This window comes from Mesorhizobium sp. WSM4808, from assembly GCF_055811675.1.
The window spans coordinates 498,364-522,577 of the sequence record NZ_JBVVQX010000001.1; the positions used below are offsets into that span (position 1 = coordinate 498,364).

Genomic DNA, 24,214 nt, shown 5'->3' on the forward strand with positions numbered 1-24,214 from the left:
AATGTGGCGATATGAGGTCCAGCGCCTGCGTGCCCGGCGAGGGTTCTCTCAGGCCGGCTGAAGCGCGAGATCGATCGCCACCGGGACGTGATCGGACGGTTTTTCCCAGGCGCGCACGTGCTTTTCGATCGACGCGGAAGAAAACCGGTTGGCGGCTTCCGGCGACAAAAGCAGGTGGTCGATGCGGATGCCGTTGTTCTTCTGCCAGGCGCCGGCCTGATAGTCCCAGAACGTGTAGGTGTCGTGCGCGTCGGTGACCGCGCGCACCGCCTCGGTGAAACCAAGGTTGAGCAGCCGGCGGAAGGCTTGTCGCGTCTGCGGCTGGAACAGCGCGTCGCCCAGCCAGTTCTCCGGAAACCGCGCGTCGATCCGCTCGGGAATCACGTTGTAGTCGCCGGCGAGCACCAGGGCCTCCTCAAGTCTCAGCCGTTCTTCGGCCCAGCGCTCCAGCCGCGCCATCCAGGACAGCTTGTAAGGAAACTTCTTCTCATCATCGATTGGATTGCCGTTCGGCAGATAGAGCGAGGCGACGCGCAAGGCACCCTTGTCGGTTGAGAAAACGCCTTCGATGAAACGCGCCTGTTCATCGGCATCGTCGCCGGGCAGGCCCCGGATGACTTCGTCGAAGCGCAGCTTCGACAATAGGGCGACGCCGTTGAAACCCTTTTGGCCATGGGTTTCGACATTGTAGCCAAGCGCCTCGATCTCGGCGCGCGGGAATTGCTCGTCGACGGTCTTGATCTCCTGCAGGCAGACGATGTCGGGTGCGCTCTCGGTCAGCCAATGGGTGAGATTGCCAATGCGGGCGCGGACACCGTTGATGTTCCAGGTGACGATTTTCATGGCGGTCTCGATGCTGTTCAGTTGGATTCTTGCGGCGGATGGCGTTCGACGAGGCCAATCGTATTGCCAGCCGGGTCCTTTAGGAAGGCCATCCATTCGCTTTCCCCCGCTGGACCGAACTGGCCCTCCGTGTCGCGATGGACAAGTGTTGGCGGCGCGGTGAAGGGTACGCCTGCCGCGACCGCAGAGGCATGGAAGTCATCGAGGCCGGATATGTCGAGATAGACGGTTCCGGCCGGTATGCCGTCAGTGAACAGCAGCCTAATATCGCCGGCCATGATGAAGGCGATGCCCGGCGGATCGAAGCGCGCATGAACCGCCATGCCGAGCACGTCGCGCCAGAAAGCCAGCGTGGTGTCGAGATCACGGCCAGCCGACAGCGCGATCTGACGGACCGCACCGATAGCAGGCATTCTATATGGAGAAACTCGTGCCGCAGCCGCAGGAGGCGACGGCGTTCGGGTTGCGGATCTGGAACGACTGGCCCATCAGATCGTCGACGAAATCGATCACAGAGCCGCCCATATAGACCAGCGACAGATCGTCGATCAGCACTGTGGCGCCGTCCTTCTCGATGGCGACGTCGTCGTCATTGCGCGTATCGACCAGATCGAACTTGTAGGAGAAGCCTGAGCAGCCGCCGCCTTCGACCGACACGCGCAGCGCCGTCTTGCCGGCCTCGTTCGAGACAATCCTGGCGATCCGCTTGGCGGCGGCCTCGGTCATATCGACTTTCATGGCAGTCTTGGCATCAGCGCCCATGGGCGTCACCTTGCTTTCGGTTTCACATGATAGGTATGAAGCGCGAGGGGCCAAGTCAACCTGGCTAAGTCAACTGCGGCAGCATCAGCCATGACCAACGAGTTGGGCGACATCGGATTCGGCTATCGGCCGCGCGCCGCCTATGCCTGCGATCCGGCAAAGTCGCGCGGACGGCTGTTCGACGAGGTGGAAAGCCCGACCCGCACGCCATTCCAGCGTGACCGTGACCGCATCATCCATTCGACGGCGTTCCGGCGGCTCAAGCACAAGACGCAGGTCTTCATCGCGCATGAAGGCGACCACTATCGCACCCGGCTGACCCATTCGATCGAAGTGGCGCAGATCGCGCGCGCCCTGGCACGGGCGCTGCGCGGCGACGAGGATCTCGCCGAGGCGGTGGCGCTGGTGCATGATTTCGGCCACACGCCCTTCGGCCACACCGGCGAGGACGCGCTGAACGAGAAGATGGTTACCTGGGGCGGCTTCGACCACAACGCGCAATCGCTTCGCATCGTGACGAGGCTGGAGGCGCGCTACGCCGAATTCGACGGGCTCAACCTGACCTGGGAAACGCTGGAAGGCCTGGTCAAGCACAACGGGCCGCTGACGGACGCCAACGGCAAGGGTCTGAAAGGGCCGGTGCCGCAGGCGATCCGTGATTACTCTGAACTGCACGATCTCGAACTCGACCGGTTCGCCGGCATCGAGGCGCAATGCGCGGCGATCGCCGACGATATAGCCTACAACACGCATGACATCGATGACGGTTTGAGGGCAGGGCTCTTGACGCTGGACATGCTGGAGACGGTTTTGCTGCCGGGAACGATCCTGAAAGGCGTTCGGGCACGCTATCCCTCCCTCGATGATGTGCGCACCGGCCACGAGCTGATGCGGCGGCAGATCACCGCCATGGTCGAGGACGTGATCAAGTCGACGACCGCCAATCTCGATCGCATCAGGCCGCGGAGCGCAGATGCGGTGAGGGCAGCTGGCGAGACGATGGTGGTTTTCTCGGCCGAAATGGCTGCCTTGGAGAAAGAACTGAAGGCCTTCCTGTACAAGCACCTCTACCGGCACGCGGAGGTTATGCGGGTGCGCGCGGACGCCGAGCAGATCGCCAAAAATCTGTTCGACGCCTATTTCGCCGATCCGCGCGCCATGCCGGACGGCTGGCGCGAGGGGCTGGATCGGGCCGACGACCGCATCAAGGCGCGCAGCGTCGCCGACTTCCTGGCGGGTATGACCGACACCTACGCGCTCAAGGAACACCGGCGTTTGTTTGACCATACGCCTGAATTGGGCTAGGGCGGGCTCGATTTTGCCGGCCAACGAGCCGGATTCGCTGCAAAGCCGCCAGAGCCAGACCCCAGAGTCACACAAATGAACATCTTCGCCGATTTCACCGCGCGAATCATAAAAGCCGTCGAAGCGCTTGATCTGAAAGACAAAGACGGCGTTTCGCCTGACCTGTCGCGCATTGCCGTCGAGCCGCCGCGCGACGCCAGCCACGGCGACCTGGCTACCAATGCGGCGATGGTGCTGGCCAAGCCGACCGGCCAGAACCCGCGCGCGCTGGCCGAAAGACTGGCGCAGGCGCTGCGTGACGACAAGGATGTCGCGGCGACGGAAGTGGCCGGGCCCGGTTTCGTCAATCTCAGGCTGAAGGACGGCTTCTGGCAGGCACATCTGACCGCACTGCTCGGCGAGGGCCGCAACTATGGCCGCTCGACGGTTGGCGGCGGCAGGATGACCAATGTCGAATATGTCTCGGCCAATCCGACCGGGCCGATGCATGTCGGCCATTGCCGGGGTGCTGTCGTCGGCGACGCGCTTGCCAATCTGATGGCCTTCGCCGGCTACGACGTGACCAAGGAATATGTCATCAACGACGCCGGCTCGCAGGTCGACGTGCTCGGCCGTTCCGCATTTCTGCGTTACCGCGAAGCGCTGGGCGACGACATCGGCGAAATACCTGCCGGTCTCTATCCCGGCGATTACCTGGTGCCTGTCGGCCAGGCGCTGGTCACGGAATTCGGCCGCTCGCTTCTGCAGATGCCCGATGACGAGGCGCTCGCCATCGTCAAGGATCGCACCATCGATGCGATGATGGCGATGATCCGCGAGGACCTTGCGATGCTCAACGTGCATCACGACGTGTTCTTCTCCGAGCGCACGCTGCACGCCGACAAAGCCAGGAAGATCCGCTCTGCGATCAACGATCTGACGCTGAAGGGCCATATCTACAAGGGCAAGCTGCCGCCGCCCAAGGGCGAGAAACCCGACGATTGGGAGGACCGCGAGCAGACGCTGTTCCGCTCGACCGCGGTCGGCGACGACATGGACCGGGCGCTGGTCAAGTCCGATGGCTCGTTCACCTATTTCGCCGCCGACGTCGCTTACCTCAAGGACAAGGTCGATCGCGGTTTCGTCGACCTGATCTATGTGCTCGGCGCCGACCATGGCGGCTACGTCAAGCGGCTGGAGGCCTTGGCGCGGGCGATTGCCGGCGACGAGGTGAAGCTCACTGTCCTGCTGTGCAATCTGGTCAAGCTGTTTCGCGAGGGCGAACCGGTGCGCATGTCGAAGCGGTCGGGCGATTTCGTGACGCTGCGCGAAGTGGTGGAGGAGGTCGGCCGCGACGCGATCCGCTTCATGATGCTCTACCGCAAGAACGATGCGCCCCTGGATTTCGATTTCGCCAAGGTGACCGAGCAGTCCAAGGACAATCCGGTGTTCTATGTCCAGTACGCCTCGGCGCGCTGTCATTCGGTGTTCCGGCAGGCGAGCGAGCAACTGGGCGAAGCCAATTTCGACCGCAACAGCCTGGCGTCGGCCGCGGCATTGCTGACCGATGAGGGCGAGATCGGCCTGATCCGCAAGCTTGCCGAATACCCGCGGCTGATCGAGTCCGCCGCCCTTGCGCTCGAGCCGCATCGGCTGGCATTTTACCTCTATGATCTGGCCTCCAGCTTCCACGGACACTGGAACCGTGGCACGGATAATCCGGACTTACGTTTTGTTAAGGTTAACGACCGACAATTGACGCATGCCAGACTAGGGCTGGTGCAGGCTGTTTCGGACGTTTTGACGTCCGGCCTGACGTTGATCGGAGCCGCCGCGCCCACCGAAATGCGTTAGGTTTGACTAAATAACCTGTCACCTTTTGCCCACATTGCGCTGGTAAGGGCCAACCCTACGCGACGTCCATGGCGTCCGAATGAGTGCGAGTTCGGGAACAATAATGGCAGACAGAACCCAGCTGAGAGTAGCCGACAACAACGACATCGCTGACGATGATCCGTTCGCGGAACTGACCAGGATCATGGGATTCGACCCGCGCCAGCCGGTCAGGCCGCAATCGCCCGCCCAGCCGCAGGCCCCAGCCGCCGATCACGGGCTCGAAGAGGGCGATTTCGATATCGATCTCGAGAAAGAAATGATGGGCGAGTTCGGCGCTGACGACAGCGACGCCGCTCCGGTTGTTCAGGCTCATGAGCCGACCTTCGTGCATGAGCCGGCATTCGAAGCGGCTGACGCCAGCGCGATGGACGATGAGCTTTCGGTGTCGCTCGACAACGATTTCCAACTGGACATTGCTGAGATAGACGATCACGTCGCCGGCGCTAGCCATGCGGTCGCAGCTGAAGCGGCGCCGTCCGTCGAGCCGGCTTTCGCGTCTGATTTTGACGATGCCGTCGCCGGTTCGCTTGAGGACGTCTCTCCCTTCGAGGACGATCATTCGATGGCGGACGAGCTGGCCATTTCGCTCGACCAGGATCTCCGGATCGATGAGGAAGCCGAAGAGGCCCAGTACGCTGAAGAGGCCCAGTACGCCGTTGCCGACACGCCCGCTTCTATCGAGCCAGTTGCCTCCGATGACGAATTCGACGATGCGGTGGCAGCCTCGCTTGAAGACGAGCTGGTGCTCGACGACCATTCGGCGGCCGAACAGTCATTCATGGCCGCCGAGCCCGTCAAGTATCCCATGCCGGAGCAGGCGGCGCGTGACGGCCATGCAATCTCCGATGAGAGCTTTGCCGGCCATTTCGACGACGCGATGGCTGATGTCGACATGGATTTCGACGTTCGCGCGGATGAGCCGAATGCCTTCGACGAGCCGCACGCGCATGATGCGCTTGTCGATATCACTGACGCCAACGGCGATATTCCCATCCCTGAAGGCATGTCGGACGATGCTTTCGACCTAAGTTTGGACGACGCGTTTGCCGAAACGGCCGAAGAGCCGGTCGCCGAGGTTGCTGCCGCAACGGTCCAGCCGGCGGCGCCAGAGGCTCATGTTGCGCCGGCGGCGCATGCCCCGGCCGCGGACGAACGGAGCCTGGAAGACGAGTTGAATGCGCTGCTGGGTGCCATGACGGCGCGCACGGCGCCGGTGGCCAGTGAGCCCGTCACGGCTCAGCCGGCTGTCGCCGCCCTGCCGCCTGTTGCCGAGCCCGCCGAGGTACCGGCCGATCTTGTCGGCGACCTCGACTGGGATCTTGACGAACCCGCGCCTGAGCAGGACCGGCATGTTGGCACGGCCCAAGCGGCCGATGCGGATATTTACGACCTTATGCTTGATGAACTCCAGGATACGACTTGGCACACGGCTGGCGATGTCGATTTCGACGATGATGCGTTCGACGCGGCTTTGCCCAAGGATCTTGATCCGCGTGACGAAGCCGCTGACCGGGACAATTCGGCGGATTCTCTCGATTGGCTTGCGGAGCGTTCCCAACCGGCAGAGCCGACGCGTTCGTGGAGCCGCGTGACGCCCGTTCCGCAGCAGCCGTCATTCAGTGCTCAGCCTGCGTTTGCTCAGCCGGCCGCTTCGGTGGCATCCGTGGCCGCCGCGCCGGCAGTCGCCGACATGACGTCCTACCGTTCGTCCGAGCCGGTCGAGGCCGTGGCTCCCGCTGCCCCGGTGTCGGCGCCCCAATCGCGCCAGCCTGCGCATTACGAAGACATGCCCGACGTCGAAACGGTCGATGTACCCGAGCGTGTCGTCGCGCTAGCCGACGATCTCGATATTCCCGAACTGCACTTCGAGGAAGACCAGCCGGCGTCGCCTGGCTACGACGATCTCGATGCGGAGTTCTCCAGCCTTCTCTCCGAGATGAACGCGGTGGAGGTCGCTCCTGTTCCCACGAGCAATGTGGCCAGCGCGTCTTACGATGATGACTCCTATGCCGCGGGCTTCAAGCCGGGCTATGACAGCCTCAAGCCGGCATATGACGGGGTCAAGCCGGGCTATGACGGGGTCAAGCCGGGCTATGAGCCGGAAGCGCGGACCTATGCCGCGCGGCCGATGGACATGTCCGCCCGCGCGGCGGCGCCCACGGGTTATGCCGACGCCTCCGGCTTCGACCTCGACGGCCTGCCAGGGAGCCAGCCGGTTTCGCAAGCCGATGATTTTACTGTCGATGAACTCGACTACGATCCCGAACTCGACGAGGCTATGGCTGTTCCGGGTCTCGGCGAGCGTGAGGCCGGGAGGCCGACGCGCGGACGCGGACTGTTCATCGCCGCGATTGTCGGCGCGGTCGCGGTCGCAGGCGGTCTCGGGGCCTTTGCGCTGTCCTTTGGCGGCAAGGGCGGCAGCGAAGCGCCTGTCATTGTCAAGGCCGACAACGCGCCGATCAAGGTCAAGCCGGAGAATCCTGGCGGCGCCGTGGTGCCCAACCAAGACAACAAGGTCTACGACGCGGTCAGGGGCGCAAAGCCGGCCGAGCCGGTCCAGGAAAAGCTGGTCACCAACGTCGAAGAGCCGGTGGACGTGCAGGCGAAGGACCCGGCCCGCGCCATCGATCTTTCGCCGGACCAGAATGCAGCCGCCGCTGGAACCGATGTCGGCAATGCCGCGCCGATGGCCGGCGCCGCTTCGGCCGACAACGCTTCTGCCGACAATACGGCGCCCGCGCCCAAGTCCGAGGACCGCATTGCGCAGGTGCTGCAGGATGCCGACAAGGGCACCAATGCCGATGTCGTCGCCGTTGCGCCGCGCAAGGTGAGGACCATGGTGGTCAAGTCGGACGGTTCGCTGGTGCCGCGTGAAGATCCGGCGGCGCCCGCCGCTCCGCTAGTGGCCGCCACCGAGCCGGTCGATCCGGCGCCGCAGCATGTTGCTCCGGCGGCTCAAGCCGACGCGGACCAGACCGGCACCGTGGCGCCTGCCGCCGCCCAGGCGGACGACGAGCCGGCCCTCAAGCCGGTCGCCAAGCAGAAAGCCGAGGCCCAATCGGCGAACACGCCGGCAAAGGTTCCGCTCGCGCCGCAGCGTCCGTCCGACCAGCCGGTCGATGTTGTCGGCGAGGTCAAGCCCGATCAGGTTGCGTCCATAGATCCGGCATCGACCGCGGCCGGCGGTGGCTCGTGGTCGATGCAGATCGCCTCGCAGCCGACCGTCGAAAGCGCCCAGTCCAGCTATCAGGATCTGCAGCGCCGCTATGGCAGTGTGCTTGCCGGGCGTACCGCCAACATCGTCAAGGCCGAGATCGCCGGCAAAGGCACGTTCTACCGCGTGCGCGTTCCGGCCCAGTCACGCAATGACGCGATCAATTTGTGCACCAGCTACAAGGCCGCCGGCGGCAACTGCTTCGTCTCGCGCTAAAGCGGAGCCGACCATCAAAAGCCGGCGCGGTCCATCGCGCCGGCTTTTTTCATGGGGAAAGCAGATCCGGCGTTGTCCCGGATGAATCCCTGGCGATTCCCTTTGATCGCACAAAGCCCTAAACTGCCGACATGACCGAATCAAAATCCATGATCCTCGGCTGTGCCGGGAAATCGCTTACCCGCGAAGAAATCAATTTCTATCGCAATGAATGCCCGTGGGCCTTCATCCTGTTTGCGCGCAACATTGGCGAGACCGAACAGATCCGCGATCTGGTCGCCGAGATGCGGGACTGCATAGGGCGTCCGGACGCGCTGGTGTTCATCGATCAGGAAGGCGGCCGTGTGCAGCGCTTGCGACCGCCGCTGGCACCGAACTATCCCGCCGGTGGCGCGCTCGGCGCGCTGTGGCGCGACGATCATGATGCCGGCGCCCGCGCGGCCTGGCTGATGGCGCGGCTGCATGCCTTCGACCTGCTGCGCTACGGCATCACAGCCGATTGCCTGCCGGTGCTCGACGTGCCGATCGAAGGCGCCAGCGATGTCATCGGCGCGCGGGCCTATGGCAAGGATCCGCGACCGGTGATCGAGCTCGGCCGCGCAGCCGCGGAAGGGCTGATGTCGGGCGGCGTGCTGCCGGTCATGAAGCATATTCCGGGCCATGGACGTGCCTTTGCCGACACGCATTTCGAACTGCCGGTGGTCAATGCCTCGCTCAGCGATCTGCAGCGGCATGATTTCGCCCCGTTCAAGGAGCTTAGCCATCTGCCGATGGCGATGACAGCCCATGTCGTCTACAGCGCGATCGACCCCACCAATCCGGCGACTACCTCCGGCAAGGTCATCGACGAGATCATCCGGCGCGAAATCGGCTTCGACGGACTGCTGATGAGCGACGACACCTCGATGAAGGCACTTTCTGGGGATTTCCCGACAAAGGCGGCATCGATCCTTGCGGCGGGCTGCGATCTGGTCCTTCACTGCAACGGCGTTTTCGAGGAGATGGCCGGCATCGCATCGCGTACCACGGGGCTTGAGGGCACGTCGTTGGAGCGCGCCAAGCGGGCGCTGACCTATATAAAGAACCGTGACACGGTCAAAGAAACCGAAATACGTGCCGAATTCGCCACCTACTTCGATGCGGTGGCATAGCAAAGGGAAAGTGACGGAGTGGCGGAGACATTGGAAAGCAAGGCCTCGAAGGCCGCACCGATGGACCGTCTGTGGGCCGAGAATGACGATTCACGCGTTACCGGCGACCCGTCGCTGGTTGTCGACGTGGCCGGCTTCGAAGGTCCGCTCGACCTGCTGCTGCATCTTGCCCGCACCCAGAAGGTCGATCTGGCGCGCATTTCGATCCTGGCGCTGGTCGAGCAGTATCTGACCTTTGTCGAGACGGCGAGGGCGCTCAGGCTGGAGCTTGCCGCCGACTATCTGGTGATGGCGGCGTGGCTGGCCTTCCTCAAGTCCAAGCTCCTGATTCCCAAGCAACCCGGCGACGAGGGCGAAAGCGGTGAGGAACTGGCGGCGGTGCTGCAGTTCCGCCTGAAGCGGCTGGAAGCCATGCGCGACGCCTCGGCGCGTCTGGTCAACCGCAACCGGCTCGGCCGCGATGTGTTCGCGCGCGGCATGCCGGAAATGGTCATCGTCGAAAAGCGTAACGCCTATTCGGCCTCGCTCTACGATCTCTTGACCGCCTATGCCCAGCAACGCCAGAAGCAGGCGATCAACCATGTGACGATCGCCAGGCGCGGTGTCTGGTCGCTCAAGGACGCGCGCGACATCCTGACCCGCCTGGTCGGGGCTGCAAGCGACTGGACGGCGCTGGAAAGTTTTCTGATCGCATACATGACCAGCCCCGAGGAGCGGCGCACGGCAATCGCCAGTTCGTTCGCGGCAACATTGGAACTGGTGCGCGACGGCACGATGGACGTGCGGCAGGATCAGACGTTCGCGCCGATCTACCTGCGCGGGCGCACGCAGGCAATCAAGGCAGTCGAGGTGGCATCATGAGCGAACGCGCCAACGCTTCGGTTATCCCGTTCAAGGTCGGCGATGCACCCGAAGAGGAGTCGCTTTCCCGGGATCCGGCCGAGCAGCTACAGAACCCGGCCGAGCGGCTGTATCTGGCCGAGGCCGTGCGCATGGCCGAGGCGATCGTGTTCGCCAGCGCCGAACCCGTCAGCGAAAAGCAGCTCGCGGCACGCCTCCCTGACGGCATCAACATTGCCCTAGCCATGGCCGAGCTGCAGCAGATCTATGCGCGGCGCGGCGTCAATCTGGTGCGTGTCGGCGACGCCTGGGCGTTCCGCACCGCCGGCGACCTGGCTTTCCTGATGAGCCGCGATACCGTCCAGCAAAGGAAGCTCTCCCGCGCGGCTCTCGAAGTGCTGGCGATCATTGCCTATCACCAGCCGGTGACGCGTGCCGAGATCGAGGACATCCGCGGCGTCGAAACCTCGAAAGGTACGCTCGACACGCTGCTGGAAACGGAATGGGTGCGCATGCGCGGCCGGCGAAAGACGCCCGGACGCCCTGTGACCTACGGCACGACGGAGACCTTCCTCGACCATTTCGCGCTGGAAGAGATCCGCGATCTTCCTGGCATGGAGGAACTGAAGGGGGCTGGACTGCTTTCGGGCCGCATGCCGTCGAATTTCTCCATTCCGCAGCCGCCGGCCGATCCCGACGCATTGACCGACGACGAGGATGCGCTGACCGACATCGATCTCGAGGAACTCGGCCTGCTGACGCCGCGCGTCACGGAAGATTGACTGGCATTGGCGGCCAACTTGATGAGGATGCGCGGATTCGTAGCGGGCGTTCCCGTCGAAAATGCGTGACATCCGTCACCCTTTCATAAACTCTGTCGCAGTTGTGTTTGAATCCCAACGCGAAAACGCATAGATCATCGCCAGGGAAAACATTCGAGAGAGATTTGCTATGGGTTCATTTTCGATTTGGCATTGGCTGATCGTGCTGGTGATCGTGCTTTTGGTGTTCGGCCGCGGCAAGATTCCCGAGCTGATGGGCGATATGGCCAAGGGCATCAAGAGCTTCAAGAAGGGCATGGCCGACGACGAGGTTGCCGAAGACAAGCGCACCGTCGAACATCGTGCCGACGAGACCGTTGCGGCCGCGAAGGAAAAAGCCAGCAAGAGCTGAGCCCAAGGTTCTAGTCGGAACAGAGTGCCATGTTTGAAGTCGGCTGGACCGAAATGCTGGTCATCGCGATCGTCATGATCGTGGTCGTCGGACCCAAGGATTTGCCCAATATGCTGCGCACCTTCGGCCGCACGACGGCGAAGCTGCGCGCCATGGCGTCCGATTTCCAGAAACAGTTCAACGAGGCGCTGAAGGAAGCCGAGCTCGACGACGTCAAGAAGTCCGTCGACGAGCTCAGGGGCATGAGCCCGATGGCTGAGATCAGGAAGCAGCTCAATCCGTTCGAACAGGCCGCGGCCGACGTTCGCTCCGGCGTCGATGCGGCGATGAAGCCGAAGCCGGCAGCCGATCCGGCAAGCTCTGTCGCTTCGACCCCGCAAGCGGCCGAGCCGTTGAAGAACGGTGCAACGACCATGCCTGGCGTCAACGGGCCGGGAGCAGCGCCAGCAGCGCCGGTTTTTCCGGCAATGACCGACGAATCGGTGGTGACCTCGTCAGCGCCGGCGGAACCCGTTGCGGCGCCGAAGGCGTCCGCGGCGAAGAAACTAATCAAGCCTGCACCGGCAAAAGCGACGCCGGCTGCAAAAGCTTCGGCAAATGGTGCAAAGGTTGCCGCGAAGGCAGCGTCTGCGTCCAAGACGCAGGCGAAGGCCATGACGGCGGCACAGCCTGAAGCGCCCAGGGCCAAGACGCCCGCTGAGGCCAAGGCTGTCGCGGCCAAAGCCGTGGCGACCAAGACTGTAGCGACCAAGATGGGGGCGAAAGCCGAACCGAAGCTTGCAGCGGTGAAGAAGCCGGTGGCCAAGAAGACGGCGGGAGCCGCCAAGTGAGCGTTTCGGACACCGAAAAGGACGAGATCGAGAAATCGTCCGCGCCGCTGATGGAGCATCTGATCGAGTTGCGCCGGCGGCTGATCTGGTCGCTGGGCGGCTTCTTCGTTGCCTTCCTGGTCTGTTTCTTCTTCGCCAAGAAACTGTTCAACCTCCTGGTCGTGCCGTTCAAATGGGCGACGCAGTGGGCAGGGCTCGATCCGCACAAGGTCGAGCTGATCTACACGGCGCCACAGGAATTCTTCTTCACCCAGGTCAAGCTCGCCATGTTCGGCGGCATGGTGATCGCCTTTCCGCTGATCGCCACGCAGATCTACAAGTTCATCGCGCCCGGCCTGTACAAGAACGAGCGCAACGCCTTCCTGCCGTTCCTGATCGCATCGCCGATCCTGTTCCTGATGGGCGCATCGCTGGTCTATTTCTTCTTCACGCCGATGGTGATGTGGTTCTTCCTCGCCATGCAGCAGGCCGGCACCGACGATCAGGTGCAGATTTCGCTGCTGCCGAAGGTGTCGGAATATCTCAGCCTGATCATGACGCTGATCTTCTCCTTCGGCCTGGTGTTCCAGCTGCCGGTGGTGACCAGCCTGATGACACGGGTCGGCATGCTCTCGTCCAAGGGACTGGCCGAGAAGCGCAAATGGGCGATCGTCATTGCCTTCGTCGTCGCGGCGATACTGACGCCGCCCGATCCGATGAGTCAGATCGGCCTGGCCATCCCGACCATCCTTCTCTACGAGGTGTCCATCTGGGCTGCCCGGCTGATCGAGCGCGATCGGGAAAAGCAGCGCGTGGCACGCGAGAAGCAGGACGCGGCGGAAGAGGTGGCGGACAAAGCACCGGACGAGCCCCCGGCACCTGCCTCCTCATAGGCGACAGAGCGGCTGCAGCGGCGGAAAAACACAGTCGTCGCCCCGTCCTCTTGCATCGATCTCGGATGCGGTTTACGCCCTCTGGCTGAAACGCATCGCGCTCAAAGCGATGCGTTTCAGTTTTGTTTTGAGCATGTCGTTGTCCCAAATCGCTGTGCACTTTTGGGCGACATGCTACCCAGGAGCGTTTCAAACCATGCTTGACATCAAATGGATTCGCGACAACCCGAAGGCCCTTGTCGAGGCGCTGGTGAAGCGCTCGTGGTCGGCCGGTGAGGCGCAGTCCATGGTCGACGGGCTGATCGCCTCGGACGAGGCCCGGCGCGAGCACGTCACCGAGCTGCAGACCAAGCAGGAGCGCCGTAATGCCGCGTCGAAGGAGATCGGCAACGCCATGCGTTCGGGCGATGCCGCCTTGGCCGAGAAGCTGAAAGCCGAAGTCGGCGAGATCAAGGTCTTCATCCAGAACGGCGAGGCGCGCGAACGCGAGCTCGACAAGGCGCTGACCGATGCGCTGGCGGTGCTGCCCAATGTGCCGTTCGACGACGTGCCTGTCGGCAAGGACGAGCACGACAATGTCGTCAAGCACCTCGTCGGCAAGGTGCCGACGCGGCCGAACTGGGTGAAGGAGCATTTTGAGATCGGCGAAGCGCTCGGCATGATGGATTTCGAGCGCGCGGCAAAGCTGTCGGGCTCGCGCTTTACGGTGCTGAAAAGCGGACTGGCCCGGATGGAACGTGCGCTCGGCCAGTTCATGCTGGACCTGCATACGACCGAACATGGCTACGAAGAAGTCATCCCGCCGTTGATGGTCAAGGACGATGTTCTGTTCGGCACCAACCAATTGCCGAAGTTCGAGGAAGATCTGTTCTTCGCGCCGCACGGGGAGGGCAGGCTTGGCCTGATTCCCACCGCCGAGGTCCCACTCACCAACCTTGTGCGTGAAGAAATCACCGCGCATGAAAAACTGCCGCTGCGCTATACCGCGCTGACGCCGTGCTTCCGCTCGGAAGCGGGTTCGGCCGGGCGCGACACGCGCGGCATGCTGCGCCAGCATCAGTTCTACAAGGTCGAGCTGGTGTCGATCACCGATCAGGAGTCGTCACTTGCCGAGCACGAGCGGATGACGCAATGCGCCGAGGAAGTGCTGAAGCGGCTCGGCCTGCCGTTCCGCACCATGACGCTGTGCACCGGCGACATGGGGTTTGGCGCGCGCAAGACCTACGATATCGAGGTCTGGTTGCCCGGCCAGAACGCCTATCGTGAGATCTCGTCCTGCTCGGTGTGCGGCGATTTCCAGGCGCGCCGCATGGACGCGCGCTACAAGGACAGAGACGGCAAGGGCAACCGCTTCGTCCACACCCTCAACGGCTCGGGCACAGCCATTGGCCGCGCGCTCATCGCCGTCATCGAAAACTACCAGAACGAGGATGGCAGCGTAACCATTCCTGAAGTGCTGCGGCCTTACATGGGCGGCCTGGAAAAGATCGAAGCGAAATAATGCGTATCCTCCTGACCAATGACGACGGCATTCATGCCGAGGGCCTGGCGTCGCTCGAACGCGTCGCGCGCACGCTGTCCGACGATGTCTGGGTGGTGGCGCCCGAGCAGGACCAGTCCGGCTACGCGCATTCGCTGTCGATCTCGGAGCCGCTGCGGCTGCGCAAGATCGGCGAGAAGCATTTCGCCGTGCGCGGCACGCCGACGGATTGCGTCATCATGGGCGTCAAGAAAATCCTGCCTGGCGCACCCGACCTGATCCTGTCCGGCATCAATTCGGGCGCCAATATCGCCGATGACGTCACGTATTCGGGCACCGTCGCCGGCGCCATGGAAGGCGCGCTGCTCGGTATCCGCTCGATCGCGCTCAGCCAGGGCTACAGCTATGTCGGCGAAGATCGCGTCGTGCCCTACGAGACGACAGAGGTGCTGGCGCCGGCGCTGCTGAAGAAGCTTGTCGCGACGCCGTTGCCGGACGGCGTGCTGCTCAACGTCAATTTTCCCAATTGCACGCCCGAAGAGGTCGCCGGCACGGTGGTCACCACGCAAGGCAAGCTCGTGCACTCCCTGTGGGTCGACGAGCGCCGCGACGGGCGCGGCCTGCCATACTACTGGCTGCGCTTCGGCGGCGAGCCGGTCGAGGGCAAGCAAGGCACCGATCTCTACGCCTTGCGCAACAGGCTGGTGTCGGTGACGCCGCTGCAGCTCGATCTGACCGCGCATGAAATCCGTGACCAATTGAGCAAGGCGCTTGCATGAACCAGGGCCTCCCGATCGATGACCGCGAAGGTTTTGCCGCCTTTCTGCTGCGTCTGCGCGGTCGGGGGACTGTACCGAAAGCGCTGATCGCGGCCTTCGAGGCGACGCCGCGGCGCGGCTTCCTGGCGGCCCAGTTCCATCAGATCGCCTGGTCGGACCGAATGCTGCCGATCGAATGCGGCGAGGCGATCGAAGGTGCCGATATGCAGGCGGCGGTGATCGCGGCGCTCGCTATCGAGCAGGGCAACCGCGTGCTCGAGATCGGTACCGGTTCGGGCTACACCTCGGCGGTGATGTCGCGGCTGGCGGCGCGGGTCATCACCACCGATCGCTACAAGACGCTCGCCGAGCAGGCTAGGCAGCGCTTCGAGGCGCTCGGCATCGGCAATGTCATCGTGCGCCACGCCGATGGTTCCGGTGGCCTGCCGAATGAAGGGCCGTTCGATCGCATCGTTGCATGGGCGTCCTTCGACAGCCTGCCGCGTTTCCTGCTCGACCAATTGTCGAGCGGCGGCATCGTCATCGCGCCGATCGGCCCCGAAGAGGGCGAACAGGTGCTGGCCAAGCTGACCAAGGTCGGCAGCCGCTTCGAGCGTGAAGACATCGGCCTCGTTCGCCTGCAGCCGATCCTGCGCGGTGTCGCCGCTATCATCTAGCGCGTATGCCGATGATCAGGCCGCGCCGCGTCGGGTGCGCGCCCGTCTTCGGCCCCGGCCGGCATGACCTGAAAATCTCCCCTGGGCTCGCTCTCTAATATTTTAAGAAAAATTGCGCCGGATTCCATGGGGTTAACCGTCGAGTAACATTAACGCGCTTTAATCATGCCTAGTTTGTACCGGGTATGTGCGGGTTAGTGCGATGCAACTCAGTGTTTTGAAGACAAGCGGTCGCAATCTGGCGCGAGGCTGCGCCATACTGATGGTCGCGGGTGCTGCTGCGGGGTGCAGTTCCCAGGTTTCGCGGTTCAATGGCGTCGACGACGTCTTTACATCCTCGACCAACAATCAGCGCACCATCATCAACAAGCAGGATGCCGTACAGCAGCCTTATCCGGGCGATGTCGCCGCCGCTCCGATCGATGGCAGCCATACACAGTCGGTCAGCCGCTCCAGCCTCGATCCGGTCTCGACGCGGCCGCTGCCTCCGCCCGTTGCCCAGGCTCCCGAAGTGGCGCCGGTATCGAAGCCGGTGCGCACCGCATTGGCCCCCGCACCGCATGTCGACAGGACCACGACCGGCACGGTCGCCCCGGTGGCATCGCCTTTCAAGGTTTCGCAACCTGACGAACCCCGCGTGGCTGCTTCCGGCACTCCGCATGCAACCGAGATCGTCGTCAGGGACGGCGAAACGATCGGCGGCCTGGCGCAGCGCTACAAGGTGCCGTCCGACGTGATCATGAAGGTCAACGGGCTGAGCGCGACCAAGGGGCTGAAGACCGGCCAGAAGCTGGTCATCCCGGCCTACGCCTATTCGAGCAAGAGCGAGCCGAAGCTCGCGGATGCCAAGCCGGCGAAAGACACCAAGCACAACCTGCCGGCCACTGCGCCGGACAAGGTCGCCGTCCTGCCGCAGCAGCCGAAGCCTAGGGAGGGCAAATCCACCGCTCAGGTCGACACGTCGGCCGCCGCGAGCCAGCCCAAGGAGCCCAAGCCGCAGGTAGCCGCGGCCAAGGCGACCAATGCAGCTGGCACCTATACGGTTCAGTCGGGCGACACGCTTTCCTCGATTGCCAGGAAAACCGGTGTCGGAGTCGTTGCCATCAAGCAGGCCAACGGCATGCAGGATGGCTTGCTCAAGATCGGCCAGACCCTGAAGGTGCCCGCCGGCGGAACCGCGACCGTCGCCGCCGCCAAGCCGGCCAAGGTCGATCCGGTGACGACGGCCACGACACAGCCCGCGGCAAAGACCACGCCGTCGGAAACGCTGGCGTCCTACACGCCGCCGAAGAAGGATTCGAAGGTCATCCAGCAGGCCGAGGCCGACGATGCCGTCGCGCCTGACGCCACCGGCATCGGCAAGATGCGCTGGCCGGTGCGCGGTCGCGTGATCTCCGGTTTCGGCTCCGGCAAAGACGGCGTCGACATCGCCGTGCCCTCGGGCACACCGGTCAAGGCAGCCGAGAACGGTGTCGTCATCTATGCCGGCGACGGCCTCAAGGAATTCGGCAACACGGTGCTGGTGCGCCACGAGAATGGCCTGGTCACCGTCTACGGCCACGCCAGCTCGATCGAGGTGCAGCGCGGCCAGAAGGTCAAGCGCGGCCAGGAAATCGCGCTGTCGGGCATGAGCGGCACGACGGACTCGCCGAAGCTGCACTTCGAAGTGCGCAAGAACTCGGCCCCGGTCGATCCCTCGGGTTACCTCGAATAGAAGAAAAAAAGCAATTTGCGGGCCGTCTGACCTCCAGTCCGGCCCGCCGGCTCAGCCCGTTCCGAAAGGAGCGGGCTTTTTCAGTTTCAACGCGACGCGCCAGTCTTCAAGCTTCAAAGACGATCACGCAGAGTGTCGGCGATCATGACGTCAAGGCCGCTGGCCTTGATTCCGAGAAGCGTCTCCGCGTCGGAGGAATCGACCAGCAAGGGATTGTCGAAGAGATAGCTCATCTCGATGAGTTCATGCATGCCCAATGCTTCCATTTCGGGGATGGAATAGGAACGTGTTTCTGGAATTTCACGGTGAAGCATTGCCGCCGTCGTCAGGATGAGTTCCCGGGGTGAGGCGTGTTGCGATGGAGCATGGAACGCCCGTCGCCATTCGCCCGTGTAGCGGGAAGCGGCGACCAGCGTCCTGGCCACGTCCTTCGTGAAGGACCAGGCATGAGTCGCGTCGAGGTTTCCAATGAAAGCAGTCGGCTTCCCCTCGATTATTGAGGGCAGCGCGACCAGTGAGAAAGAGCTGATCGCGCCATGTCCAAGATAATCGCTGGACCGCACTTCGATTGCCGGCACGTCCGCACGGACCGCCCGCTGCCACATGATCGTGCGGGCGGTCCCTTTCTTCGAAGTCGGATCCAGAGACAGGTCGGAGTGAAGCGGGGTATCGGCATGTTTCCCATAGCCATAGAGGTTTCCGAGAACCACAAGCTTCGCGCCGACCGCTTCCGCGGCACGCACGGTGCCGTCGATGATTGGGAAGAAGTCGGTCGGCCACCGGTGATAGGCGGCCATGGCACACATGAAAATGGCGTCGGCGTTTCGGCAGATACGCGCCAGTTCAACGGCATCGGTGGCATCGGCCTGCACCGCCCGGACGTTCCGCAACGCGTTTGAGCCGACACTCCGGCTCGTGAGAACGACATCATGTCCTTCTTCGCCCAGAAGGCGCGCGGTCTCGTGCCCGACCGGGCCTGCTCCGACAACTACATAAAAACTCATGGCTAACCTCTCGTCCAAGCTCGATGGAGAGGCGTAGGTACATGTCCATGGCATTGAAAATCGCGCGGGAATTGCCAATTCTTGGACAGGTTTTGCCAGGAAGCGAGAGAGCATGCATTCGCAGTCTGTTCCGGCCCGATTTCCGCCCGACGTCACAATGGCCTTCTGGCATATCGAAGCGGGCGTCCATCGTCTCTCCAGGGCGGCCCATCATCGCATCATGGTGCATGCAAGCGCGGCGACGCGTTCCTACTGCAATGAGGTTGGTCGATATTTCGTGAGGCGCGCCGGCGATATTGACCTGGTGCCCGCTGGCCAAGAGGGCGGCTTCGAGACCGAAACCCCGTTCGACACGATCGAGATCGCGTTACAACCAGCCCTGATGGAAAGGGTGGCGGCTGAGCTAGGTGGCAAGGCGCGCGCGTTGCCGCTCGACACACGTCATCTGCTTCGTGATCAGCGCATCCAACATCTCGCCCGTGCACTCGAGAGCGATCTCGGCGCAAACTCACCGAGTGGATCTTTGTTTGCCGACAGCATTGGCGCCGCTCTGGCGGTGAGGCTGCTCGGTCTTGAGAATTCCGATGTCGAGCGAACAAACCGGTTGTCAGATGCCCAGCTCAAGCGCGTGTTGGAGCATATCGAAGCTGGCTTGCACGAGCCCCTTTCAATCCAGCGATTGAGCCGAGTTGCCGGGGCGAGCAGCTCGCACTTGCGGGCTTGGTTCAAGGCGGCGACGGGCGTCACCCTGCACCGCTACGTGGTGCGACGTCGCGTCGAACGCGCACGCGCCCTGCTGCAGCGAGGCGATCTCAGCACAAGCGAGGTGGCGGAATTGACGGGCTTTGCGCACCAGTCACATCTGGCGCACTGGATGCGCCGCGAGATCGGCCAAACGCCGCGTGATTTGCGCCGGGCGCAGCCCAAATGATCTTGTCATTGGATGGCGTTGGCGACGCCACCCAACGTGTCAGTCCCTCAGTGGCTTGCCGAGCCGTCCAGCCAGGTCCTGGGTGAACTGCCAGGCGACGCGGCCCGAGCGGCTGCCGCGGGTGGTCGCCCATTCCAGTGCTTCGGCGCGCAGTTGCTCGGGATCCATGACAAGGCCATGGTGCCTGATATAGCCGTCGATCATGTCGAGATATTCATCCTGCGAACATTTGTGGAAGCCGAGCCACAGCCCGAAGCGGTCGGACAGCGACACTTTCTCCTCCACCGCCTCGGACGGGTTGATGGCGGTCGAGCGCTCATTGTCGATCATGTCGCGCGGCAATAGATGGCGGCGGTTCGAAGTGGCATAGAATATGACATTCGCCGGCCGGCCTTCGACGCCGCCTTCGAGCGCGGCTTTGAGCGACTTGTACGAAGTGTCGTCGTGGTCGAAGGAGAGGTCGTCGCAAAACAGGATGAAGCGGAAGGGGGCTGCCTTGAGCAGGCCCATCAGCTTCGGCAGCGTGTCGATGTCCTCGCGATGGATTTCGATCAGCTTCAACGGCAGGTCGGACTTGGCCCTGGCGTTGATTTCGGCATGCACGGCCTTGACCAGCGACGATTTGCCCATGCCGCGCGCGCCCCACAACAACACGTTGTTGGCTGGATAGCCGGCGGCGAAGCGTTCGGTGTTGTCGACAAGGATGTCGCGGACGCGGTCGACGCCGCGGATAAGGCCGATGTCGACGCGGTTGACCTTGCGCACCGGCTCCAGATAGCCCGGATCGGCCTGCCAGACGAAGCAATCGGCCTCGCCGAGGTCGGTTTCGGGCACCGGCGGCGGGGCGAGGCGGCTCACCGCCTCGATCAGCCGGTCGAGTTTCTGGTTCAGGGCTTCAATGCTGCTGTCGGTCATGTCTGTCTTTTGTTTCGCGGTTTCGACATTTGGGAGCGTGAACGTGCCCGATTCCCTCTGATCCAAAACCGGTGGCAACCTTTTCTTCGAGCGTGATCTCTGGCAAACGGTTTCCGTTTGTCTGAGAAAACCGGCTCCCGCTTTTCGCGATCCTGCTCTAACACGGCTCAACAGGCCGTAAAAGCAGCCGATTTGGCTGGCCGCGCAGTTGCATTGACAACTTTACCGACTATATTCCGGCCAAATTTCAAGGGCCGCCAAATTGGCGGCTGTTTTCAAAAATCAGGAGTACCTCGATGTTCGTGACACCGGCATACGCCCAAGGCGTCGGCGCTTCTCCCGACATGTTCATCAGCATTTTGCCGTTTGTCCTGATTTTCGTGATCATGTATTTTCTGATCATCAGGCCGCAGCGCACGCAGCTGAAGAAGCGCGGCGAGATGCTGGCGGCTGTCCGTCGCGGCGACACGGTCGTCACCGGCGGCGGCTTCGTCGGCAAGGTGACCAAGGTGATCGACGACAACGAGCTCGAGATCGACCTCGGTAACGGCTTGAAGGTGACGGCGCTGCGCTCGACGATCGCCGATGTGCGCGTCAAGGGCGAGCCGGTGGCCAACCAAAACGCCAAGAAATAATCCAATTTTAGGCGGAGCGATCCGCGGACACGCTCTGACGGACGACGCCATATGCTGTATTTTTCGCGCTTCAAGATGATCCTGATCTGGGTGGCCGTGGCCATCACGGTGATCCTCGCCGCGCCCAACCTGTTCTCCGCCAGCACGCTGGCGCAACTGCCCAGCTGGGTGCCGAAGCGGCAGATGACGCTCGGCCTCGACCTACAGGGTGGTTCGCACATCCTGCTGGAAATGAACCAGAACGATCTGATCAAGGATCGGCTGGAGACGACGCGCGATGAAATCCGCACGATGCTGCGCGACGCCAAGATCGGCTATACCGGCCTTGCCGGCACGGGGCGGACCCTGCAGGTCCGCATCACCGATCCCGCCCAGATCGATGCCGCCAAGACGGCGCTGAAGACGCTGACCGATCCGGTCGCTGCCGGCCTGTTCACCGGCGGCTCCGTCCAGGAAATGACGCTCGACGATTCCGAGCCCGGCCTGCTCAAGTTCAACGTCACCGACGCCGGCATCAAATACCGCACGTCGACCGCGCTGACGCAGTCGATCGAGGTGGTCGAACGCCGCGTCAACGAACTCGGCACCACCGAACCGATCGTGCAGCGGCAGGGCGACGACCGTATCCTTGTCCAGGTGCCGGGTCTTCAGGACCCGCAGAGACTGAAAGAAATCCTCGGCCAGACCGCCAAGCTGACCTTCCAGATGGTCGACCAGTCGATGCCGGTGCAGGACGCGCTCAATGGCCGTCCGCCCGCCGGCTCGTCGGTGCTGTATTCGCAGGACGATCCGCCGGTTCCGTATCTGATCGAAAATCGCGTCATCGTCTCGGGCGAAAACCTCGTTGACGCACAGGCGACATACAATTCGCAGAACAACGAGCCGGTGGTGTCGTTCCGCTTCGATTCGAAAGGGGCGGCGCGCTTCGGTCAGGCCACGGCGCAGAATGTCGGCAAGCTGTTCGCCATTATCCTCGACAATCAGGTGATATCGGCGCCGCAGATCCGCGAGCCGATCCTCGGCGGCACCGGCCAGATTTCCGGCAATTTCACTGCCCAGAGCGCCAATGACCTTGCGGTGCTGCTGCGCGCCGGTGCGTTGCCCGCAACGCTGACGGTCATCGAAGAACGCACGGTGGGTCCGGGCCTTGGCCAGGATTCGATCCATGCCGGCAAGGTCGCCGGCATCATCGGTTCTATCCTCGTCGTCGCCTTCATGTTCGTCGCCTACGGCTTCCTCGGCTTCCTGGCCAACATCGCGCTGGCGGTGCACGTGGCGATGATCGTCGGCGTGCTCTCGTTGCTTGGCGCTACGCTGACCTTGCCTGGTATCGCCGGTATCGTGCTGACCATCGGCATGGCGGTCGATTCCAACGTGCTGATCTATGAACGTATTCGCGAGGAGCGACGCGCCGGCCGCTCCGTGATCCAGGCGATCGATACCGGTTTCACCAAGGCGCTAGCGACCATCGTCGATTCCAACATCACTTCGCTGATCGCCACTGTGGTGCTGTTCTATCTCGGTACCGGGCCGGTGAAGGGCTTTGCCATCACCTACGCCATCGGCATCCTGACCACGGTCTTCACCGCCTTCACCTTCACCCGCCTGCTGGTCTCGATCTGGCTGCGCCGGGCTCGCCCGAAGGACTTGCCGAAGGCGCCGGTGACCTTCGTTCCACCCGGCACCAAGATCCCCTTCATGGGCATCCGTCGCTGGACCTTTACGCTGTCCAGCGCACTGTCGATCCTGTCGGTGGTGCTGTTCATGACCGTTGGCATCAATTACGGCATCGACTTCAAAGGCGGTTCGCTGATCGAGGTGCAGGCCAAGAGCGGCAATGCCGACCTCGCCGACCTCCGTGCGCGGCTGACCGAGCTCAACATCGGCGAAGTTCAGGTGCAGCAGTTCGGTACGCCGAACGACGTGCTGATCCGCGTCGGGACGCAGGATGGTGGCGAGAATGCCGAGCAGACCGTCATCGACAAGGTACGCGGCGAGCTGCAGGACAATTACGATTTCCGCCGCGTCGAAGTGGTCGGACCGACCGTTTCTGGCGAGCTTGCCAAGCAAGGCACGATCGCCATGCTGATCGCGCTGCTTGGCATCCTGGTCTATGTCTGGTTCCGCTTCGAATGGCAGTTCGCGGTCGGCGCCATCGTGGCGACGGTGCACGATGTGGTCATGACGCTCGGCTTCTTCGTCATCACCGGACTGGAGTTCAACCAGTCATCGCTGGCGGCGATCCTGACGATCATCGGCTATTCGCTGAACGATACGATCGTGGTCTATGACCGTGTTCGAGAGGATTTGCGAAAGTACAAGCGCATGCCGCTGCCGCAGCTGTTGAACAACGCCATCAACGAGACGCTGTCGAGAACGACGCTGACTTCGGTGACGACGATCCTGGCGCTGCTGGCGCTGGTGCTGTTCGGCGGCGAGGTGATCCGCTCGTTTACGATGGCCATGCTGTTCGGCGTCGTCTTCGGCACCTATTCGTCCATCTTCATCGCCGCACCGCTGCTGATCTTGTTCAAGCTGAGGCCGCAGGCTTCGGCCGACGAGGAGAAGCCGGTCAATGGCGGCAAGGCGGTCGCGACCTGACGCGTCGCCCCGAAGGGGTATAACGGTGACCGGCAAAGGCATCGTCATCCGCGAGGCGCATTTTCCGGGCCGCGCGCCGATCGAAGCCTATGGCAATGGCGGGTTCCGCTTTGCCGACATGTCGCATCGCGGTTCGCTCATGTGCCTGCCATCCGGCATCCATGGCTGGGAACCGGCTGATCCTCTGGTGCTGACGGTGGCGGATTTCGACAAGCTGCTGGCTGAGGCCGGCAAGGTCGAGATCCTGCTGGTCGGCATGGGCAGGGATCTCCGGCCATTGCCCGCCGCACTGCGAGCCGCGCTGAAGGCTGCCGGCATTGCGTCCGACCCGATGTCGACCGGTGCCGCGGTACGGACCTACAATGTCCTTCTGGCGGAAGAGCGCGCCGTGGCCGCCGCGCTCATCGCCGTCGATTGA

General features: G+C 63.0%; 22 protein-coding genes. 17 read left to right on the top strand and 5 right to left on the bottom strand.

Annotated features, from left to right (window positions below; genetic code table 11):
• Positions 1 to 48: 48 nt before the first annotated feature.
• From xth to erpA, 3 genes are read right to left on the bottom strand one after another with little or no spacing between them, the layout of a single operon-like run.
• Entirely contained in the window at positions 49 to 843 is a 795-nt protein-coding gene (gene xth, locus AC0L2U_RS02370; RefSeq protein ID WP_127270660.1) for an exodeoxyribonuclease III, read from the bottom strand.
• A 17-nt stretch (positions 844 to 860) separates the two neighbouring features.
• Positions 861 to 1,256, bottom strand: a complete 396-nt coding sequence (locus AC0L2U_RS02375) for a VOC family protein (protein ID WP_127323280.1) — start codon at positions 1,254 to 1,256, stop codon at positions 861 to 863.
• A 1-nt stretch (position 1,257) separates the two neighbouring features.
• Complete coding sequence (gene erpA / locus AC0L2U_RS02380; RefSeq protein WP_013531288.1) at positions 1,258 to 1,605, bottom strand: iron-sulfur cluster insertion protein ErpA; 348 nt, start codon at positions 1,603 to 1,605, stop codon at positions 1,258 to 1,260.
• A 90-nt stretch (positions 1,606 to 1,695) separates the two neighbouring features.
• Here erpA and AC0L2U_RS02385 point away from each other — a divergent pair, with 90 nt between their 5' ends.
• The 13 genes from AC0L2U_RS02385 (at position 1,696) to AC0L2U_RS02445 (ending at position 17,710) form a co-directional block, all read left to right on the top strand.
• Complete coding sequence (locus AC0L2U_RS02385) at positions 1,696 to 2,910, top strand: deoxyguanosinetriphosphate triphosphohydrolase (RefSeq protein ID WP_128289032.1); 1,215 nt, start codon at positions 1,696 to 1,698, stop codon at positions 2,908 to 2,910.
• Positions 2,911 to 2,985: 75 nt separating this feature from the next.
• Positions 2,986 to 4,743, top strand: coding sequence for an arginine--tRNA ligase (gene argS, locus AC0L2U_RS02390; RefSeq protein WP_292634653.1), 1,758 nt, complete (start codon positions 2,986 to 2,988; stop codon positions 4,741 to 4,743).
• A 103-nt stretch (positions 4,744 to 4,846) separates the two neighbouring features.
• Complete coding sequence (locus AC0L2U_RS02395) at positions 4,847 to 8,215, top strand: SPOR domain-containing protein (protein WP_473601351.1); 3,369 nt, start codon at positions 4,847 to 4,849, stop codon at positions 8,213 to 8,215.
• 131 nt (positions 8,216 to 8,346) lie between these two features.
• Positions 8,347 to 9,366, top strand: coding sequence for a beta-N-acetylhexosaminidase (nagZ, locus tag AC0L2U_RS02400; protein ID WP_128289448.1), 1,020 nt, complete (start codon positions 8,347 to 8,349; stop codon positions 9,364 to 9,366).
• A 60-nt stretch (positions 9,367 to 9,426) separates the two neighbouring features.
• Complete coding sequence (locus AC0L2U_RS02405; protein ID WP_127811389.1) at positions 9,427 to 10,227, top strand: segregation and condensation protein A; 801 nt, start codon at positions 9,427 to 9,429, stop codon at positions 10,225 to 10,227.
• Positions 10,224 to 10,988 (top strand): SMC-Scp complex subunit ScpB, encoded by a 765-nt coding sequence (scpB, locus tag AC0L2U_RS02410; protein ID WP_127329507.1) that lies wholly within the window; start codon positions 10,224 to 10,226, stop codon positions 10,986 to 10,988. Before AC0L2U_RS02405 ends, scpB begins: the two co-directional genes overlap by 4 nt.
• Before the next feature lie 169 nt (positions 10,989 to 11,157).
• On the top strand, positions 11,158 to 11,379 hold the full coding sequence (locus AC0L2U_RS02415; RefSeq protein ID WP_023812188.1) for a twin-arginine translocase TatA/TatE family subunit: 222 nt from the start codon (positions 11,158 to 11,160) through the stop codon (positions 11,377 to 11,379).
• A gap of 29 nt (positions 11,380 to 11,408) precedes the next feature.
• Entirely contained in the window at positions 11,409 to 12,209 is an 801-nt protein-coding gene (tatB, locus tag AC0L2U_RS02420; protein WP_128289446.1) for a Sec-independent protein translocase protein TatB, read from the top strand.
• Positions 12,206 to 13,081, top strand: a complete 876-nt coding sequence (gene tatC, locus AC0L2U_RS02425) for a twin-arginine translocase subunit TatC (RefSeq protein WP_127320714.1) — start codon at positions 12,206 to 12,208, stop codon at positions 13,079 to 13,081. Before tatB ends, tatC begins: the two co-directional genes overlap by 4 nt.
• A 196-nt stretch (positions 13,082 to 13,277) precedes the next feature.
• Entirely contained in the window at positions 13,278 to 14,582 is a 1,305-nt protein-coding gene (serS, locus tag AC0L2U_RS02430; protein ID WP_127380881.1) for a serine--tRNA ligase, read from the top strand.
• Positions 14,582 to 15,340 carry a 5'/3'-nucleotidase SurE gene (gene surE / locus AC0L2U_RS02435; protein WP_023812184.1) on the top strand — a complete coding sequence of 253 codons (759 nt, stop codon included), beginning with the start codon at positions 14,582 to 14,584 and terminating at the stop codon, positions 15,338 to 15,340. The genes serS and surE overlap by 1 nt, the downstream gene beginning before the upstream one ends.
• A complete protein-coding gene (locus AC0L2U_RS02440) occupies positions 15,337 to 15,996 on the top strand; it encodes a protein-L-isoaspartate(D-aspartate) O-methyltransferase (RefSeq protein WP_127380882.1) in 660 nt (219 codons plus the stop codon). The genes surE and AC0L2U_RS02440 overlap by 4 nt, the downstream gene beginning before the upstream one ends.
• A gap of 202 nt (positions 15,997 to 16,198) precedes the next feature.
• Positions 16,199 to 17,710: a peptidoglycan DD-metalloendopeptidase family protein gene (locus AC0L2U_RS02445; protein WP_127267602.1), complete on the top strand. Its 1,512-nt coding sequence runs from the start codon at positions 16,199 to 16,201 to the stop codon at positions 17,708 to 17,710.
• A gap of 113 nt (positions 17,711 to 17,823) precedes the next feature.
• On the opposite strand, the gene AC0L2U_RS02450 is transcribed toward AC0L2U_RS02445, so the two are convergent.
• The gene (locus tag AC0L2U_RS02450) at positions 17,824 to 18,714 is read right to left on the bottom strand and encodes an NAD-dependent epimerase/dehydratase family protein (RefSeq protein ID WP_128363299.1); all 891 of its coding nucleotides are present in this window, start codon (positions 18,712 to 18,714) and stop codon (positions 17,824 to 17,826) included.
• Positions 18,715 to 18,826: 112 nt separating this feature from the next.
• Here AC0L2U_RS02450 and AC0L2U_RS02455 point away from each other — a divergent pair, with 112 nt between their 5' ends.
• Positions 18,827 to 19,645, top strand: coding sequence for an AraC family transcriptional regulator (locus AC0L2U_RS02455; protein WP_127408836.1), 819 nt, complete (start codon positions 18,827 to 18,829; stop codon positions 19,643 to 19,645).
• 39 nt (positions 19,646 to 19,684) lie between these two features.
• Here the strand turns inward: AC0L2U_RS02455 and AC0L2U_RS02460 are convergent, their stop codons facing one another.
• A complete protein-coding gene (locus AC0L2U_RS02460) occupies positions 19,685 to 20,560 on the bottom strand; it encodes an ATP-binding protein (RefSeq protein WP_128289443.1) in 876 nt (291 codons plus the stop codon).
• A gap of 296 nt (positions 20,561 to 20,856) precedes the next feature.
• Here AC0L2U_RS02460 and yajC point away from each other — a divergent pair, with 296 nt between their 5' ends.
• From yajC to AC0L2U_RS02475, 3 genes are read left to right on the top strand one after another with little or no spacing between them, the layout of a single operon-like run.
• Complete coding sequence (gene yajC, locus AC0L2U_RS02465; protein ID WP_127270542.1) at positions 20,857 to 21,195, top strand: preprotein translocase subunit YajC; 339 nt, start codon at positions 20,857 to 20,859, stop codon at positions 21,193 to 21,195.
• 51 nt (positions 21,196 to 21,246) lie between these two features.
• Positions 21,247 to 23,796, top strand: a complete 2,550-nt coding sequence (gene secDF / locus AC0L2U_RS02470; RefSeq protein WP_473601352.1) for a protein translocase subunit SecDF — start codon at positions 21,247 to 21,249, stop codon at positions 23,794 to 23,796.
• Positions 23,771 to 24,214: an Mth938-like domain-containing protein gene (locus AC0L2U_RS02475; protein WP_164873838.1), complete on the top strand. Its 444-nt coding sequence runs from the start codon at positions 23,771 to 23,773 to the stop codon at positions 24,212 to 24,214. The genes secDF and AC0L2U_RS02475 overlap by 26 nt, the downstream gene beginning before the upstream one ends.